Annotated in this window: 16 protein-coding genes; 7 read left to right on the top strand and 9 right to left on the bottom strand. The window is 67.3% G+C overall.

Annotation, left to right across the window (positions count from 1 at the left end; translation table 11 throughout):
- Positions 1 to 18 precede the first annotated feature (18 nt).
- Complete coding sequence (locus CFB43_RS20155; RefSeq protein ID WP_089496289.1) at positions 19 to 894, bottom strand: LysR family transcriptional regulator; 876 nt, start codon at positions 892 to 894, stop codon at positions 19 to 21.
- Positions 895 to 1,066: 172 nt separating this feature from the next.
- Between CFB43_RS20155 and CFB43_RS20150 the strand changes: the two genes are divergently transcribed.
- Positions 1,067 to 2,140 (top strand): alkene reductase, encoded by a 1,074-nt coding sequence (locus CFB43_RS20150; RefSeq protein ID WP_089496288.1) that lies wholly within the window; start codon positions 1,067 to 1,069, stop codon positions 2,138 to 2,140.
- A 73-nt stretch (positions 2,141 to 2,213) separates the two neighbouring features.
- On the opposite strand, the gene CFB43_RS20145 is transcribed toward CFB43_RS20150, so the two are convergent.
- From CFB43_RS20145 to CFB43_RS20110, 8 genes are all read right to left on the bottom strand, one after another.
- Positions 2,214 to 3,566, bottom strand: coding sequence for a HipA domain-containing protein (locus CFB43_RS20145; RefSeq protein ID WP_089496287.1), 1,353 nt, complete (start codon positions 3,564 to 3,566; stop codon positions 2,214 to 2,216).
- Entirely contained in the window at positions 3,566 to 3,889 is a 324-nt protein-coding gene (locus CFB43_RS20140) for a helix-turn-helix domain-containing protein (RefSeq protein ID WP_089496286.1), read from the bottom strand. The genes CFB43_RS20145 and CFB43_RS20140 overlap by 1 nt, the downstream gene beginning before the upstream one ends.
- 244 nt (positions 3,890 to 4,133) lie before the next feature.
- Complete coding sequence (locus tag CFB43_RS20135) at positions 4,134 to 4,574, bottom strand: dihydroneopterin aldolase (protein ID WP_089496285.1); 441 nt, start codon at positions 4,572 to 4,574, stop codon at positions 4,134 to 4,136.
- The gene (locus CFB43_RS20130) at positions 4,571 to 5,203 is read right to left on the bottom strand and encodes a sarcosine oxidase subunit gamma (protein ID WP_089496284.1); all 633 of its coding nucleotides are present in this window, start codon (positions 5,201 to 5,203) and stop codon (positions 4,571 to 4,573) included. The genes CFB43_RS20135 and CFB43_RS20130 overlap by 4 nt, the downstream gene beginning before the upstream one ends.
- Entirely contained in the window at positions 5,193 to 8,204 is a 3,012-nt protein-coding gene (locus CFB43_RS20125; RefSeq protein ID WP_089496283.1) for a sarcosine oxidase subunit alpha family protein, read from the bottom strand. Before CFB43_RS20125 ends, CFB43_RS20130 begins: the two co-directional genes overlap by 11 nt.
- The gene (locus CFB43_RS20120; RefSeq protein WP_089433164.1) at positions 8,201 to 8,500 is read right to left on the bottom strand and encodes a sarcosine oxidase subunit delta; all 300 of its coding nucleotides are present in this window, start codon (positions 8,498 to 8,500) and stop codon (positions 8,201 to 8,203) included. Before CFB43_RS20120 ends, CFB43_RS20125 begins: the two co-directional genes overlap by 4 nt.
- Positions 8,501 to 8,531: 31 nt before the next feature.
- Positions 8,532 to 9,776, bottom strand: a complete 1,245-nt coding sequence (locus CFB43_RS20115) for a sarcosine oxidase subunit beta family protein (RefSeq protein ID WP_006480591.1) — start codon at positions 9,774 to 9,776, stop codon at positions 8,532 to 8,534.
- A gap of 16 nt (positions 9,777 to 9,792) precedes the next feature.
- The gene (locus CFB43_RS20110) at positions 9,793 to 11,178 is read right to left on the bottom strand and encodes an L-serine ammonia-lyase (RefSeq protein ID WP_089496282.1); all 1,386 of its coding nucleotides are present in this window, start codon (positions 11,176 to 11,178) and stop codon (positions 9,793 to 9,795) included.
- Positions 11,179 to 11,468: 290 nt separating this feature from the next.
- On the opposite strand from CFB43_RS20110, the gene CFB43_RS20105 reads away from it, so the two are divergent.
- From CFB43_RS20105 to CFB43_RS20080, 6 genes are all read left to right on the top strand, one after another.
- A complete protein-coding gene (locus CFB43_RS20105) occupies positions 11,469 to 12,536 on the top strand; it encodes a GlxA family transcriptional regulator (RefSeq protein WP_089441798.1) in 1,068 nt (355 codons plus the stop codon).
- Positions 12,537 to 12,725: 189 nt separating this feature from the next.
- Positions 12,726 to 13,430, top strand: coding sequence for a FadR/GntR family transcriptional regulator (locus CFB43_RS20100; protein ID WP_011354089.1), 705 nt, complete (start codon positions 12,726 to 12,728; stop codon positions 13,428 to 13,430).
- Positions 13,431 to 13,479: 49 nt separating this feature from the next.
- Positions 13,480 to 14,370 carry an L-threonate dehydrogenase gene (gene ltnD / locus CFB43_RS20095; protein ID WP_089496281.1) on the top strand — a complete coding sequence of 297 codons (891 nt, stop codon included), beginning with the start codon at positions 13,480 to 13,482 and terminating at the stop codon, positions 14,368 to 14,370.
- 19 nt (positions 14,371 to 14,389) lie between these two features.
- Positions 14,390 to 15,688 (top strand): 3-oxo-tetronate kinase, encoded by a 1,299-nt coding sequence (otnK, locus tag CFB43_RS20090; protein WP_089496280.1) that lies wholly within the window; start codon positions 14,390 to 14,392, stop codon positions 15,686 to 15,688.
- A complete protein-coding gene (gene otnC / locus CFB43_RS20085) occupies positions 15,685 to 16,323 on the top strand; it encodes a 3-oxo-tetronate 4-phosphate decarboxylase (protein WP_089496279.1) in 639 nt (212 codons plus the stop codon). Before otnK ends, otnC begins: the two co-directional genes overlap by 4 nt.
- 112 nt (positions 16,324 to 16,435) lie before the next feature.
- Positions 16,436 to 17,761 (top strand): MFS transporter, encoded by a 1,326-nt coding sequence (locus CFB43_RS20080; protein WP_071332018.1) that lies wholly within the window; start codon positions 16,436 to 16,438, stop codon positions 17,759 to 17,761.
- Positions 17,762 to 17,828: the final 67 nt, after the last annotated feature.

The raw sequence follows: 17,828 nt of genomic DNA, 5'->3' as shown, positions 1-17,828 counted from the left end.
CGAACGGCTACCCGCCCGTCACGCCTGCGCGAAACGCTCCCGCAAGAACTCGATGAAATGCTGCGTCTTCGCGGGCAGCAGCCGCGTTTCCGTCATCGCGTAGACCGCAATCGGCTCGCCTTCCCATGCGGGCATCACGCGGCGCAGCCGGCCGGCGGCCAGATCGTCCGCGACGATCGCTTCGGACAGCACGATGATGCCCGCATCGAGCGTGGCCAGGCGCCGCAACATGCCGACGCTGTTTCCCGCGAAGCGGCTGCTCACCGGTACCGCGACGGTGTGCGTGCCGTCGTGCAGCGTCCACGTGCCGGCCCTCGCCAGGCTGAGGCACGCGTGCCGCGCCAGGTCGTCCGGCGTGCGCGGCTCGCCCTCGCGCGCGAGATAGCCGGGCGACGCATACAGGTAGTTCCCGAGCGTGGCCAGCCGGCGCGCGATCAGTTGAGAATCGTCGGATTCGCCCAAGCGGATCGCCACGTCGAACGGTTCGCTCACCAGATCGACCCGCCGTGACGTCAGCTCGAAATCGAATGTCAGCTTCGGGTAACGCGTCGAGAACTCGACGATCAGCGGCGCCAGGTAGGTCACCGCGAAATCGACCGGAAACGATGCGCGCAGCACGCCGGTCGGCTCCGCCAGCAACCCGCCGAGTTGCTCGTGCGCGAGCCGCGCCTCGTCGACGATGCGCTTGCAGCGCTCGAAGTAGAGCTGGCCGGCCTCGGTCAGTTCGATCCGGCGCGTCGTGCGATGCAGCAGCCGCAGCCCGATCGCCTTCTCCAGCGCGCTGATGCGCCGCGACAGCGTCGAGTTCGGCATCCCCAGCGTCTCGGCCGCACTGCGAAAACCCTTCGCCTTCACGACTTCGACGAACAGCGCCATGTCGTTCAGTAGTTCCATGCCCACTGCTCCATCAATGGATCAATGTTATCCAGATTACCCGGTTTATCCCGAAAAGGAAGCAATGGATGATGGGTGCGTGGAGGCGAGGTCGGCACACCCGTGCGCGGCCGGCGCCCGAGGGGGCACCGACCCGGTGCCACCATCCCGACTCTCGAGGAGCTGACGCATCATGAGCCAACTGTTCACCCCGGTCCGCGTGGGCCGATATACGCTGGAAAACCGCCTGGTCATGGCGCCGATGACCCGCAGCCGCGCCGCCTTCGACGGCACGCCCGGCGAATGGGCCGCCGAGTATTACGCGCAGCGATCGAGCCTCGGCCTGATCGTCAGCGAAGGCACGCAGCCGTCGGACGACGGGCAAGGCTACCTGACGACGCCCGGCATCCATACCGACGCGCACGTCGCCGGCTGGAAGGCGATCAGCGACCGCGTGCATGCCCGCGGCGGCCGGTTGTTCATCCAGTTGATGCACGTCGGGCGCATGTCGCATCCCGACAATACGCCGCATCACCGGCAGGCCGTCGCGCCGTCGGCGATCGCGCCGAATGCGCAAATGTTCACGATGAAGGGGATGCTGGACATCCCCGCGCCGCGCGCGCTGACGCTCGACGAAGTGCGCGAGACCGTGAACGACTTCCGCATCGCCGCGCGCCGCGCGATCGAGGCGGGTGCCGACGGTGTCGAGATCCACGGCGCGAACGGCTACCTGATCCAGCAGTTCTTCGCGCCGAATGCCAACACGCGCACCGACGCGTACGGCGGCTCGATCGAGAACCGCGCGCGCTTCGCGATCGAGGTCGCCACGGCGATCGCCGACGAGATCGGCGCGGATCGCACGGCCATCCGCGTATCGCCCGGCAATACGCTGGGCGGCCTCGACGAAGGTGCGGAAGGGCCGGACCTGTATCGCCACCTCGCGACGGAACTCGACCGGCTCGGCCTCGCCTACCTGCACGTGATGCATCAGGGCAACGAAGCGCTGCTGGCCGACCTGCGCGCGCGCTGGAGCGGCACGCTGATCCTGAACCGTCCGGGCCGCACGCGCGACGCGATCGGCACGGACGTGACGTCGGGGCTGGCCGATCTCGAAGCGTACGGGCAGATGGTGCTGGCGAATCCGGATTTCGTGACGCGGGTGAAGACCGGCGCGCCGATGAACGACGCGCGGCGCGAGACATTCTTCGGCGGCGATGCGCGCGGGTATGTCGACTATCCGGCGCTGGATGGGGCGGCTGCAGCTTGACGCCTCGGCTCAGGGCGATCGCAACGACAGGCTGGAACGGATGTCGCTGCGATCGCCCGGTGAATGCCCGATTTCAAAGCAGATCGATGTTCACCTTGGACACCAGAGGCGCAATACGCAGCACGCGGTCGGCCTGGGTACACACGTACTCCGAAATATTGCCTACCCATCCACGTTCGTCGCCCACGTAAATGTCGGACGCCGCCAATTCAGGTGCCAGCTTCTTCGCCAGGCTCGCCATCTTCGACATTTCGCGCGCGACGAACGACGGCCGAATCTGTGTGCGATGCGCAAAATCCGCGAGCGCGAACGCGGTCAGTTCCTCCGTGCGAAACACATCTCCATAAGCCATCGCCATATCCTGGACGTACGTGTCGCCATACACGTTGACGCAAACGAGGTCGTAAAGCGGCGCCGGCGCAAGCCCGCCACCGCTGACGAAAAACGAGATGTTCTTGCCATGAGCGTCGCTGTTGCCGATCAGCAGTTGCAGCAGGGCCCAGCGCAGCATGGCCGTGCGCGCGGCTGCCGGGGCCTCGAGATACGGCGTCAGCGAGAACAGCTTCTCGAAGCTCACGCCTTCGCGAATATTGCGCACGTCCGCGTTGTTACCGAGGTTGCGCTCGTACTTGAGCGTTGCCGGCAAGTCCAATGCCTGGCACCCGTCGATGACATGAAGGCGCCGCACCGCACTGACGCGCGTCGGATCGTCCGGCTCGGTCGTGACGATCCGGTCGAAGCGCTCGATGAGCAGAATGGGTTCCGGGATGCGGCGAATCTCGACGGGCGCCACTGGCAGCCCCATTCTCGCGGCCAGTGACATGCAGAAGTGCTCATTGGCGACCATGAACGGCGCATGCGGGTTGCCCGACTCCGGCTTCAGAATGTGCGTGCTGCTGAGCGCCCCTTCGACGAGTGCAACTTGCTCCCCCTCGACCAGCACCTGCAGTTTGTCCTGATGGCCGGCAATCGACAGACGAACCTGGCCGTCCCATACCGGAAACGGAATCGCGTCACGCTTGCGAATGCGGTCGGTCAACTCTTCCGCGGATATCACGCGACGTTCGGACTCAAGGGCTGCCGGGGCCTGTGCATTCTCTCCGTCGTCCGGCAGGAAACTCAGCGCACCGACCGGCTCCTTGCCGAGCATCCGGATCAAGCCGAAAACGTTGTCCTTCGATAGCTGATACATCGCCGCGGCCACGTCGAGCGCACGCCCCTCGGGCAACAGATTGCCGATGAAGCGCTGCACCGCGCCCGCAGGTAGCGAACGACCGTCGAGCGGAATGCACGGCGACAACGCGAACGCATCGGCGCGCGCCTGCCACGCCGGGTCATACGAAAAACCGTAGTCATCCTGACGGGCGTCGTAAGTCAGTTGCCCGACGGGGGAACCGTTGGTCGAGATGCGCAGGCGATGAACCATCACGCGCCCTCCCGCGACTCCGCCGGAACAGTCGGCTCGGCAAGTTCATGCAATGCCTTGCGAGCGACGGGCACTTCGCGCTTCGGTACGACGAGCAAATTGAGTCCCAGACCGTCGAGCACCTTGAACAACTTGTCGAGGCTCACCGCCCGGCCGTTTTCGAGCCGCGACAGCACGTCCTTTGAGACGCCGAGCATGTCGGCTGCGTCGTCGATCCGCATCTGGTTCTGCGCCCGCCGGTTGCGGACGAGCGCACCCAGCGCCGCGAGATCCTGCGCGAGCGGGTCGGGTGATGCAATCGGGCGGGGTAAGGTGCGGGCCATAATTCCGGGATACCAGGAACAAAACGCCGACGAACGGGTTTCGACGGCATTGTTACGAGAATATCGGAATTATAGGCTTGAATGTCAGCGCCGGCCAATTGTTCTCATATTTCAGGAACAAACGCCAACATGCTCACAGTCGACGCATTATTCTCATATTTCAGGAACTATACAGACCAGCAAGTGCCACGGCCGGCAGCCGACCGGCATCGTTTCGATGCGCTCGTCGGCCGCCTCTCCTGCGTCAAAACTGCCCCGCCGCCCCCGTCCACCGCAGGAAATCCCCGCGCGTCCAGTCCAGCGACACGCCGACCCGCTTCGTGCCGGGTCGGATCTTCGGCTTGTACACCGACAGCGTCAGCGACTCCAGCGCCGGCCACTCACGGAACGACAGCACCGCGATATCGGCGACGAGCGTCTCGAGCAGCCGCGTATGCGGCTTGTGCGACAGGAACGCGGCAAGGCGCGCGCAATAGCCGTCGTAATCGATCCACTCGCCCTGCTCGCTCGGCTCGCACCGGTAGCCGAGCCGTGCATCGATCACGATCGGCTGCGGTGCTTCATGCTCGTGCGCATGAATGCCGATCCGCGCGGGCACCTTCAGTTCGTCGACGAACACGCTCCAGCCGCGCCCGCGCAGGCGCGGCGCGTCGATCGCCACGAACGGTTCGTCGAACGGCTTCATGATGCGAGCGGCGCGGCCGCGTCGAGCATGATGCGCACGAAGTAGTCGGCGAAGCTGCGGCGCACGACGATCTCGAACGCATCGTCACCGGTCGGGATCAGCACGATCGACGACTTGAAGTAATGCGACTGCGCGCACTGGCCCGGCTTGAACGCACGCGGATGGAGATCGAGCGGGCAGCCGCGGGCGAGCACGTCGCGCACGCGTTCGCCGCTGATCTCGACCACCGTATAGCCGCTGCCGACGTCGACGGCCGCCGAATACGTGCCCTGCACGGCTTCCGCGAGCTTCGCTTCGAGCACGCCGGCCGGCACGGGCCCGTTCGAGCGCACGAGCCACTCGTCGGGGCCGAGCCACAGCACGTCGTACTCGGCGCCGCGCGCGACCGTGTTCGGCGCCGCGGGCGGCCGGCAGCCGACCACGCGCTCGAACGCGCTCACGAACGCCGGATCGCTCAACTCGCCGCGCACGTTGACGAGATCGAGGAACGGCCGCTCGCGCAGCGTGAACTCCTTCGAGGCGCGCGCCTGGTGCGGCTTCAGCACGTCGGCCGCGCCGACGAACGGCGATTCAAGCGTCACGCCGCCCGCGCCCGCCACCTGCGTCTGGTTTCTGGTTTCATTCCACATGCTGGCGCACCCCTTCGGTATCGTAGAAAACCGGGCTCGAGATCTTCGCGGTGATGCGGCGGCCGTTGGCCAGCGGAATCACGACGCTCTCGCCCATCTTGTTCAGGCCGCCCTTCACCACCGCGAGCGCGATCGAGCGCTTCAGGATCGGGCTGTAATAGCTCGACGTCACGTGGCCGAGCATCGGCGTCGGATCGACCGCCGACACCTGCGTGTCCTTCGCGATGATCTGCGCGCCTTCCGGCAGCACGAACTGTTCGTCCTCGGTCAGCAGGCCGACGAACTGCTTGCGGCCTTCCTTCGCGGTGTCCGAACGCGAGAGCGAACGCTTGCCGAGGAAGTCCTTCGACTTCGCGACGACGCCGCCCATCCCGAGGTCGTACGGCGTGATCGAGCCGTCGGTATCCTGGCCGACGATGATGTAGCCCTTCTCCGCGCGCAGCACGTGCATCGTCTCGGTGCCGTACGGCGTGATGTCGAACTCGGCCCCGGCCGCCATCAGCGCTTCCCACACCGCGCGGCCCGCGTTCGCCGGCACGTTCACTTCATAGGCCAGTTCGCCCGAAAAGCTGATCCGCATCACGCGCGCCTTCGCACCCGCGACGGTGCCGTTCCGGTAGCTCATGAACGGGAACGCCTCGTTGCCGAAGTCGATGTCCTGGCACACCTTCTGCACGACCTTGCGGCTCTTCGGGCCGACCACCGCGAACGTCGCCCAGTGATCGGTGACCGACGACAGTCGCACCTTCATGTCGGGCCATTCGGTCTGCAGCCAGCGTTCGAGCCACGTGAGCACGCGCGCCGCGCCGCCCGTCGTGGTCGTCATCATGAAATGCTGGTCGGCGAGGCGCACCGTCACGCCGTCGTCGAACACCATCCCGTTCTCGTCGAGCATCAGCCCGTAGCGGCACTTGCCCACTTCGAGCTTGTTCCACGGGTTCGTGTACATCCAGTTCAGCAGCTTCACCGCGTCCGGGCCCTGGATGTCGATCTTGCCGAGCGTCGACGCGTCGAGGATGCCGACGCTGTTGCGCACCGCGAGGCATTCGCGCTTCACGGCCGCATGGAGATCCTCGCCGTTCTTCGGGAAGTACCACGGCCGCTTCCAGTTGCCGACGTCCTCGAACAGCGCGCCGTGCTCGACGTGCCACTCGTGCACGCAGGTCTTGCGGATCGGGTCGAGGAAATCGCCGAGCTCGCGGCCCGCGAACGTGCCGAACGACACGGGCGTGTAGTTCGGGCGGAACGTCGTCGTGCCCGTTTCCGGAATCGTCTTGCCGAGCGCGCCCGCGAGGATCGCCATCCCGTTGATGTTGCCGAGCTTGCCCTGGTCGGTGCCGAAACCCATCGCCGTGTAGCGCTTCACGTGCTCGACCGACTCGAAGCCTTCGCGTGCGGCCAGCAGGATGTCCGCGGCCGACACGTCGTTCTGGAAGTCGACGAACTGCTTCGGCCCGCGTGCCGCAGCTTCGCGGCTGCCGACCAGCCACAGCGGCTGCAGTGCGCCTTCGACGGTTTCCGCGACCTGCGGCGCGACCGCGCGCTGCTCGGCGGTGAAACCCGCTGCCTTCGCGGCTTCCACGCCCGCATCGACCGCGAGTCGCAGCGCACGGGCCAGGCCGAATTCGCCGGCCGCGGCACCGATGCTCGCTTCCGCCTGCACGGGCTTGCCCGGCAGGAAGCACGCCTTCTCGTCGTTCCAGCAGGCCTTGCCGCCCGACTGCGCGAACAGGTGCAGCACCGGGCTGAAGCCACCCGACATCGCGACGAGGTCGCACGGCAGCGTCTGCAGCTTGCCGCCGGTCTGGCCGTTCGAGTAGGACGCGACGTCGACCGACGATACGCGCCACTTGCCCGATGCGCCCGTCACGACCGCGCCGCTCATCACCGTCACGCCCTGCCGCTTCGCGGCGGCCGGCAGCGCGCCGTTCGACGATGCGCGCGAATCGACGACCATCACCTTCGCGCCGCACGCCTTCAGGTCGAGCGCGGTCTGGTACGCGCGATCGTTGTTCGTGAACACGACCGCGTTGCGGCCCGGCAGCACGCCGAAGCGATGCACGTAGGTGGACACCGCGCCGGCGAGCATCACGCCCGGCAGGTCGTTGTTGCCGAACACGATCGGCCGCTCGTGCGCGCCGGTCGCGAGGATCACGCGCTTCGCGCGGACCTTCCACAGCAGCTCGCGCGTGCCCTTGCGCATCGACACCGGCAGGTGATCGGTCAAACGCTGCGTGACCGTCACGAGGTTGTGGTCCTGGTAGCCGAACGCGGTGCTGCGCGACAGGATCGTCACGTCGGGCAGCTTGCGCAGCTCGGCCTCGATCTTCTCGACCCACTGCAGCGCGGGCTTCGCGTCGATCTCGGCGCGGCACGACAGCAGGCTGCCGCCGAGCTCGCGCTGGTCGTCGACGAGGATCACGCGCGCGCCGGCCGTGGCCGCCGCATGCGCGGCCGCGAGGCCCGACGGGCCACCGCCGACCACGAGCACGTCGCAGTGCGCATAGCACTTGTCGTAGCGATCGGCGTCGAGCGCTTCCGGCGCCTTGCCGAGGCCGGCGGCTTCACGGATCTTCTCTTCGTACTTCGGCCACATGTTGCGCGGCCACATGAAGGTCTTGTAATAGAAGCCGGCCGGCAGGAAGCGCGACAGCTTCTGGTTGATCGCGTACTTGTCGTTCTCGAGCGACGGCTCCGCGTTCACGCTCGTTGCGACGAGCCCCTGGTACAGCTCGATCTCGGTCGCGCGCGCGTTCGGCACCGTGTACGGGCCCGATTCGAGCTGCACGACGGCGTTCGGTTCCGCGACGTCGGCCGTCACGATCCCGCGCGGGCGGTGGTACTTGAAGCTGCGCGCGACGAAGTGCACGCCGTTCGCGAGCAGCGCGGACGCGAGCGTGTCGCCCTGGAAGCCCTGATACGTGCGGCCGTTGAACGTGAAGGTCAACGGAATCGCGCGATTGATGCGGCCACCGGTGCCGAGGCGGTCTTTCTGGCTCATTTGCTCGTGCCCTCTTCGTGTGCGTTGCCGGCAGCTTCGCCACCGAACTTTTCGTAGCCCTTGATATCGTAGGTCACCGTGTCGCGGGTGGCCTTGAACCAGCGGCGGCAGCCCTGCGTGTGCAGCCACTGCTCCTTGTGCAGCCCGCGCTTGTTCTCGCGCATGAACACGTACTCGCCCCATTCGCGGTCGGTCATGTTCTCGTTGTTCACGGGGCGCACGATGTCGGCTTCACCGCCGCACGAGAACTCGGATTCGGCGCGCGGCCCGCACCACGGACATTCGATCAGCAACATGTTTCTTTCTCCTGTGTCTGGGCGGTAGCGGTCAGTGCGCGACGGCGGCAGCGCCGTGCTCGTCGATCAGGTGGCCCGTGTAGAAACGGTCGAGCGCGAACGGCGCGTTCAGCGGGTGCGGTTCGTCGCGGGCGATCGTGTGCGCGAACACCCAGCCCGAGCCGGGCGTCGCCTTGAAGCCGCCGGTGCCCCAGCCGCAGTTGAAATAGAGGCCCTTCACGTCGGTCTTGGTGATGATCGGGCACGCGTCCGGCGACACGTCGACGATGCCGCCCCACTGGCGGTTCATCCGCACCCGCGAGAACACCGGGAACATCTCGACGATCGCCTGCAGCGTGCTTTCGATGATGTGGAAGCTGCCGCGCTGGCCGAAGCCCGTGTACTGGTCGATGCCGGCGCCGATCACGAGGTCGCCCTTGTCGGACTGGCTGATGTACGCGTGCACCGCGTTCGACATGATCACCGAGTTGACGACCGGCTTGATCGGCTCGGACACCAGCGCCTGCAGCGGGTGGCTCTCGATCGGCAGGCGCACGCCGGCCATGTCGGCGAGCGTCGTCGTGTTGCCGGCCGCAACCACCGCGACCTTCTTCGCCTTGATGAAACCCTTCACCGTATCGACGCCGACCACCGCGCCGCCTTCGCGGCGAATGCCCGTCACCTGGCAGTTCTGGATGATGTCGACACCGGCGCGATCCGCGCCGCGCGCGAAGCCCCAGGCAACCGCGTCGTGACGCGCCACGCCTGCACGGCGCTGGATCGATGCGCCGAGCACCGGGTAGCGGCTGTTCAGGTTGATGGTCGGCTCGATTTCCTTGATCTGCGCGGGCGTCAGGAATTCGGCGTCGACGCCGTTCAGCCGGTTCGCGTTCACGCGGCGCTCGGTGTCACGCACGTCCTGCAGCGTGTGCGCCAGGTTCATCACGCCGCGCTGGCTGAACATCACGTTGTAGTTCAGGTCCTGCGACAGCCCTTCCCACAGCTTCATCGCCTTCTCGTACAGCGCGGCCGATTCGTCCCACAGGTAGTTCGAGCGGACGATCGTCGTGTTGCGCGCGGTGTTGCCGCCGCCGATCCAGCCCTTCTCGAGGATCGCGACGTTCGTGATCCCGTGCTCCTTCGCGAGGTAGTAGGCAGTCGCGAGGCCGTGGCCGCCGCCGCCGACGATCACGACGTCGTATTCCTTCTTCGGTTCCGGGCTCTTCCACTGCTTTTCCCAGTTCTCGTGATACGAGAGGCCGTTGCGGAACAGGCTGAATATCGAGTAGCGGCTCATGTGAGTGATCCTTCGTTTAGCATTCGATGACGTTCACGGCCAGACCGCCGCGCGACGTTTCCTTGTATTTCGTCTTCATGTCGGCGCCCGTCTCGCGCATCGTCTTGATGACCGAATCGAGCGACACGTAGTGCTGGCCATTGCCCTTGAGCGCCATGCGCGATGCGTTCAGCGCCTTGATCGCGCCCATCGCGTTGCGCTCGATGCACGGGATCTGCACGAGCCCGCCGACCGGGTCGCAGGTCATCCCGAGGTTGTGCTCCATGCCGATCTCGGCCGCGTTCTCGACCTGGTCGGGCGTGCCGCCCATCACCGCGGCGAGCGCGGCCGCGGCCATCGAGCACGCGACGCCCACTTCGCCCTGGCAACCCACTTCCGCGCCGGAGATCGACGCGGTTTCCTTGTAGATGATCCCGATCGCCGCGGCCGTCATCAGGAATTCGACGATGCCGGCTTCGTTCGAGCCCGGCACGAACTTCACGTAGTAGTGCAGCACCGCGGGAATCACGCCGGCCGCGCCGTTGGTCGGCGCGGTGACGACCCGGCCGCCCGCCGCGTTCTCCTCGTTGACGGCCATCGCATACAGGTTGACCCAGTCGAGCATCGACAGCGGGTCGCGCAGCGACTCTTCCGAACGCGCGCGCAGACGATTGTTCAGCTCGGCCGCGCGGCGCTTCACGCGCATCGGGCCCGGCAGGTCGCCCTCGACCTTGCAGCCGCGCTCGACGCAGGCGGCCATCGTGCGCCAGATCGCGAGCAGCCCGGCGCGCACTTCGTCGGCGGGACGCAGCGCGCATTCGTTGCGCATCATCAGCTCGGCGATCGACAGCCCGTGCTCGCGGCACTGGCGCATCAGGTCGTCGCCGGTGCGGAACGGATACGGCACCTCGACCGCCGCGCGCACGCCGTTCACGCGATCGCCGTCGCGGTTCACGACGAAGCCGCCGCCGACCGAGTAATACTCTTTCTCGACGAGCAACTGGCCGTGCTCGTCGAATGCCTGGAAGCGCATCCCGTTCGGGTGCACGATGCTCGTGCCGCTCATCAGCTTGCGATAGAAGCCGATGTGCTCTTTTTCCTCGAAACGGACGGTCTGCTTGCCGAGCAGCGACAGCGCCTTCTCCGCGCGGATCGCGGCGAGCCGCGGCTCGATCAGGTCCGGATCGATCGTGTCGGGCAGGTGGCCCTCGAGACCGAGCAGCACGGCCTTGTCGGTGCCGTGGCCCTTGCCGGTCGCGCCGAGCGAGCCGTATAGTTCGACCCGCACGCGGCGCACGAAACCGAGCAGGTTCGCGTCCTCCACGTGCGACGCGAAGCGGCACGCGGCGATCATCGGGCCGACCGTATGCGAACTGGACGGGCCGATGCCGATCTTGAACAGGTCGAAGACGCTGACGTTCATCTGGCTTCCTCTGGGTGGGACACACGTGAAATGACGTTGGCGCCAGTACATCAAAGCGTAAAATCGGCCGATAGAACAAAAACGGCATCGGCGTGGGATACCGCCGCCAAGCGCCCCGCCGGCAGGCCCGAAAGTGCGTTTTGGCGATGGTTCGCGACGGAAAACCACAAGTCGTGCCGGAACCGATCAGCGACGCTGGCTGCATCCGCCCCGCCCGGCCGCCGTACCCGCATGACCCGTATCAACAGACTGAGTGAGACCGCCCGCCCGGCGTGAAGAGATTGGCCGCGATGACAACCGACGTACCCGCTTCCCCCCTCGCAGAACCCGCGCCGCGGCGTATCCGCTTCGGCATCGTGCTGCTGCCGAACTTCACGCTGACGGCCTTCTCCGGCTTCGTCGACATGCTGCGGCTGTCGGCGGACGACGGCGACTACAGCAAGCCCGTGCGCTGCGCGTGGAGCGTGATCGGCGAGACCCTCGCGCCGGTGCGCGCAAGCTGCGGGATCCAGATCACGCCGTGGGAAACGTTCGACGCGGCCGAGCCGTTCGACTATGTGGTGGTGGTCGGCGGGCTGCTGCATTCGGGGCCGCAGGCGGGCCCCGAGACACTCGACTTCATCCGCCGCGCGGCGGCGGGCGGCGCGACGGTCGTCGGCATCTGCACCGGCGTGTTCACGCTGATGCGGGCCGGCGTGCTCGACGGCTACCGCACCTGCGTGAGCTGGTTCCACTACTGGGATTTCATCGAGCGCTTTCCGGCCGCCGATCCCGACCTGCTGATCGCCGACCGGCTGTTCGTGATCGACCGGCGCCGCATCACCTGCTCGGGCGGCCGCGCGTCGATCGACGTCGCCGCCGCGATCCTGCTGCGCCATTTCGATCACGCGACCGTGCAGAAGGCGCTGCGCATCCTGCTGGTCGGCGAGATGCAGAAAGGCAATGCGCCGCAGCCGCATCCGCCGGGCCTCGAGCCGGCGACGCACCCGAAGGTCAAGCGCGCGATTCTCCTGATGGAACAGCATGTCGGGCGGGCGCTGTCGCTCGACGAGCTTGCGAGCAAGCTCGATTTGTCGACGCGGCAGCTCGAGCGGCTGTTCAAGGCGGAAACGGGCAAGAGCCCGCAGGCGTTCGCGAAGCAGGTACGGCTGCGCACGGCCGCGTGGCTGCTGACGAGCTCGGACCGCACGGTGGCCGATATCGCGTCGAGCTGCGGATTCGCGGATGCGTCGCACCTCGGGCGCGAATTCCGCAAGCAGTTCGGCGTGCCGCCTGCGACGTATCGGGAGCGTGGCGGGGAAGTGGCGGAAGCCGGCGCGGCAATCGCGGCGGACGCCGTCGAGGACATCGCCGACTGACGGCGACGGGCCCCCGCTCCTTTTCCAGCCGATCGCGACACGACACTCGAACACATCGGTTTCGATTCAATTGGAACCGGTTTCAATCAACTTAACCGACGTTGCGCTCCACTCACCGAGGGTTATCCCGGATGCTGTCACGCATTCAAATTTGTATGATGACCACATAACCTTACAAGCCAGAGCACCATGTTCGAGAAAATTCCCGCCCGCGCGATGAGCGACCATGTCGCGCAGCAACTGCTCAAGCAGATCGAAGTCGGCAGTTTCTCCGCCACCGGCAAGCTGCCGACGGAGGCCGTGCTCGCGCAGGAATTCGGCGTGAGCCGCACGGTGATCCGCGAGGCGATCTCGCGGCTGAAGAACGAAGGCGTGGTCGAGCCGCGCCAGGGCAGCGGCGTGTACGTGAACCAGCACGGCGCGATCCGGCCGCTGCGGATCGACTATGCGGAGGCTGTCGAAGCCACGTCGCTGCCGCACCTGCTCGCGGTGCGCCGCGCGATCGAGGCCGAGGTCGCGGCCGAAGCCGCGCTGAACCACACCGATGAAGACATGGCCGACATCGACGATGCACTGCGCAAGATCGACGATGCGGTGGCCGAAGGGCGCGACGGCGTCGCGGAAGACGTCGCGTTCCACCGCACGATCGCGGCCGTCACCGGCAACCCGTATTTCCTGAAGACGCTGCAGTTCCTGAACCAGTACCTCGAAGCCGGCGTGAAGGTCACGCGGCGCAACGAAGCGACGCGCGAGGACTTCTCGCGCCAGGTGCGCGAGGAACACGCGGCGATCGCCGACGCGATCCGCGCGCGCGACCCGATGGCCGCACGCAACGCGGCGCGCACGCACATGTACAACGCCGCCCGCCGCCTCGCGGAAGCCGGTATCTGCTGAACCCGGCGGCCGCCGCGCCGCCCCTCTCCCGAATCGATCAAGGTTGACCATGTCACGAAATGTTGGAGTCATCGGCCTGGGCGCGATGGGCCTCGGCGTCGCCCGCTCGCTGCTGCGCGCCGGCCTGCGCGTGCACGCATGCGACGTGCGCGACAGCGTGCTGCAGGCGTTCGCCGCCGAAGGCGGCATCGCCTGCGCGACGCCGGCCGAACTCGGCGCGCAGTGCGACGTCGTCGTCACGCTCGTCGTCAATGCCGCGCAGACCGAGACGGTGCTGTTCGGCGAGCACGGCGCGGTCGCGGCGATGAAACCGGGCGGCGTCGTGATCGCCAGCGCGACCGTCGCGCCCGAATTCGCGGTCGCGCTCGGCGCGCGGATCGAGGCGGCCGGCCTGCAGATGCTCGATGCGCCGGTATCCGGCGGCGCCGCGCGCGCGGCCTCCGGCGAGATGACGATGATGACGTCGGGCCCGGCCGCCGCCTATGCGGGCTGCGAGGACGTGCTCGCGGCGATCGCCGGCAAGGTCTATCGCCTCGGCGACGCGCACGGCATCGGCTCGAAAGTGAAGATCATCAACCAGTTGCTGGCCGGCGTGCACATCGCGGCGGCGGCCGAGGCGATGGCGCTCGGCCTGCGCGAAGGCGTCGATGCCGACGCGCTGTACGACGTGATCACGCACAGCGCCGGCAATTCGTGGATGTTCGAGAACCGCGTGCCGCACATCCTGAACGGCGACTACACGCCGCTGTCGGCCGTCGACATCTTCGTGAAGGATCTCGGCCTCGTGCTCGATACGGCCCGCCGCAGCAAGTTCCCGCTGCCGCTGTCGGCCACCGCGCACCAGATGTTCATGAGCGCGTCGAGCGCCGGCCACGGCGGCGAGGACGATTCCGCCGTGATCAAGACTTTCCCCGGCATCACGCTGCCGCCCGCCCGCTGATTCGACCGACGTACTTGCCATGACCGCTTCCGCTTCCCGTCCCCTGCTCGGCTGCATCGCCGACGATTTCACCGGCGCGACCGATCTCGCGAACATGCTCGTGAAGAGCGGCATGCGCACCGTGCAGACGATCGGCGTGCCCGCCGACGGCGCCGCAGACACCGCGCTCGATGCCGACGCGATCGTCGTCGCGCTGAAGTCGCGCACGATCCCCGCCGCCGACGCCGTCGCGCAATCGCTCGCCGCGTACGAATGGCTGCGCGCGCAAGGCTGCCGGCAGTTCTTCTTCAAGTACTGCTCGACGTTCGATTCGACCGACGCGGGCAACATCGGGCCCGTCGCCGATGCGCTGCTCGATGCGGCCGGCGGCGGCTTCACGATCGCGTGCCCGGCGTTCCCGGAGAACGGCCGCACGATCTATCGCGGCCACCTGTTCGTCGGCGACGTGCTGCTGAACGAATCGGGGATGGAGAACCATCCGCTCACGCCGATGAAGGACGCGAACCTCGTACGCGTGCTGCAACGGCAGACGAAGTCGCCGGTCGGCCTGATCCGCTACGACACGATCGCGCTGGGCGCGGCCGCCGTGCGCACGCGGATCGAGCAACTGCGCGCGGAAGGCGTGCGCTTCGCGATCGCCGACGCGCTGTCGGACCGCGACCTCTACGTGCTCGGCGAAGCGTGCGCGGGCCTGCCGCTCGTCACCGGCGGCTCGGGCATCGCGCTCGGCCTGCCCGCGAATTTCCGTCGCGCGGAGCAACTGCCCGAACGCGACAACGCGGCGTCGCTGCCGCGCATCGAAGGGCTCTCGACCGTGCTCGCCGGCAGCGCGTCGAAGGCCACCAACGCGCAGGTCGCCGCATGGCGCGCCACGCGGCCGAGCTTCCGCATCGATCCGCTCGCGGCCTCGCGCGGCGAACCCGTCGTCGACCAGGCGCTCGCGTTCGCGCGCGCGCACCTGCCGCAGCCCGTGCTGATCTACGCGACCGCGACGCCCGACGAAGTGAAGGCCGTGCAGCAGGCGCTGGGCGTCGATGCGGCCGGCCATCTCGTCGAAGCCACGCTCGCGGCGATCGCGCGCGGCCTGCGCGATCTCGGCGTGCGCAAGTTCGTCGTCGCCGGCGGCGAAACGTCCGGCGCGGTCGTGCAGGCGCTCGATGTGAAATCGCTGCAGATCGGCGCGCAGATCGATCCGGGCGTGCCGGCGACGGCCACCATCGACGCGCAGCCGCTCGGCCTCGCGCTGAAGTCCGGCAACTTCGGCGCCACGGACTTTTTCGACAAGGCGCTGCGCGCGCTGGACGGAGCCGCACGATGAGCGACGAGGCGAAACTGCGCGAAGAAATCTGCGTGGTCGGTGCGAGCCTGTATGCGCGCGGCCATGCGGTCGGCAGCGCGGGCAACATCAGCGCGCGCCTCGCCGACGGCTGGCTGATCACGCCGACCGATGCGTGCCTCGGCCGGCTCGACCCGAACGACATCGCGAAGGTCGGCCTCGACGGCCAGCCCGTATCGGGCGGCAAGCCGTCGAAGACGCTCGCGCTGCATCGCGGCATCTACGCGCGCAATGCCGAAGCGAACGGCGTCGTCCATACGCATTCGACGCATCTCGTCGCACTGACGCTCGCGGGCGTGTGGCGCGACACCGACGTGCTGCCGCCGATCACGCCGTACTACGTGATGAAGGTCGGCCACATTCCGCTGATCCGCTACCGCCGCCCCGGCGATCCGGGCGTTGCCACCGAAGTCGCGGCGCTCGCCGGCCAGGTGCGCGGCGTGCTGCTCGAGCGCCTCGGCCCGGTGATGTGGGGACCGTCGGTGTCGCATGCGTCGTATGCGCTCGAAGAGCTAGAGGAGACGGCGCGGCTGTGGCTGATGACGCACCCGAAACCCGAGCCGCTCGACGACGCCGCGCTCGACGAGCTGCGCGCCAGCTTCGGCGCGCGCTGGTAGCGACACGCCGCGCAACGATTCCCATGCCCGCCGTGTGCGCGGGCCCTTCCGTCAGCACACACACGACCGGCGACGTACGCGCCGCCGGCACACGACATCATTGGAGACGACGATGACTGCTCTCGACGCGGCCGCTGGCCGCTCGCCCGCCGCGCCCGCCCATGCCGCGGAACTCGACCGCACCTACAAGAAAGTGTTCTGGCGCATCGTGCCGTTCCTGATGCTCTGCTACGTGGTCGCGTATCTCGACCGCGTGAACGTCGGCTTCGCGAAGCTGCAGATGTCGCAGGATCTCGCGTTCAGCGAAACGGTGTTCGGGCTCGGCGCCGGCATTTTCTTTCTGGGCTATTTTCTGTTCGAACTGCCAAGCAACCTGCTGATGCATCGCATCGGCGCACGCATCTGGATCGCACGGATCATGATCACGTGGGGCCTGCTGTCCGCGCTGTTCGCGTTCGTGCAGACGCCGACGCAGTTCTACGTGCTGCGCTTCCTGCTCGGCCTCGCGGAAGCCGGCTTCTATCCCGGCGTGATCCTGTACCTCACGTACTGGTTCCCGTCGCATCGCCGCGCGAAAATCATCGCGGTGTTCATGTCCGCGATTCCCGTGTCGGGCATCTTCGGCAACCCGCTGTCGGGCTGGATCATGGAGCGCTTCCACGGCGGCTCGGGCTTCCACGGCTGGCAGTGGATGTTCATGATCGAAGCCGTGCCGGCCGTGCTCGTCGGCATCGCGACGATCCTGTATCTCGACAACAGCATCCGCGGCGCGAAGTGGCTCGACGAGCGCGAGAAGCAGCTGCTGGAGGACGAGATCGCCGCGCAGCCGCAGGAACAGCAGCAGCACGGCCACTCGTTGAAGGCCGTGTTCGCGGACCCGCGCATGTGGTGGATGTCGTTGATCTACTTCGCGTTCGTCACGGGCCAGTACGGCCTCACGTTCTGGATGCCGACGCTCGTCAAGTCGACCGGCATCACCGATACGCTGCAGATCGGCCTGCTGTCGGCCATTCCGTTCCTCGTCGCGATCGTCGTGATGAACCTGTTCGGCCACAGCGCGGACAAGCGCCGCGAACGCCGCTGGCACCTGATCGTGCCGGCGCTGATGGGCGCGCTCGGGTTTGCGGTCGCCGCGTCGTACTCGCACAATACGGCGGTGTCGATCGTGTTCCTGTCGCTCGCGGCGGGCGGCGTGCTGACCTGCGCCCCGCTGTTCTGGTCGCTGCCGACCGCGTTCCTCGCGGGCTCCGCAGCCGCGGCTGGGATCGCGATCATCAACTCGGTCGGCAACCTCGCCGGTTTCGCGAGCCCGTACGTGATCGGCTACCTGAAGGACGTCACGCACAGCACCGCGTCCGGCATGTACGTGCTCGCCGCGATGCTCGTGATCGGCGCGATCGCGGTGTGGCTCACGCCCGCGAAACTCGTGAACCGCTGATCCGCCCCACGAACGATCCGGCCGCCATTCGACGCGGGGCGCCGTGCGCCCCGCCCCATTCATTCAC

The sequence above is a fragment of the Burkholderia sp. AU15512 genome (assembly GCF_002223325.1).
GTDB lineage: Bacteria > Pseudomonadota > Gammaproteobacteria > Burkholderiales > Burkholderiaceae > Burkholderia.
The sequence above is the reverse complement of the archived record's forward strand: the minus strand, read 5'-3'. Positions and strand labels throughout refer to the sequence as shown.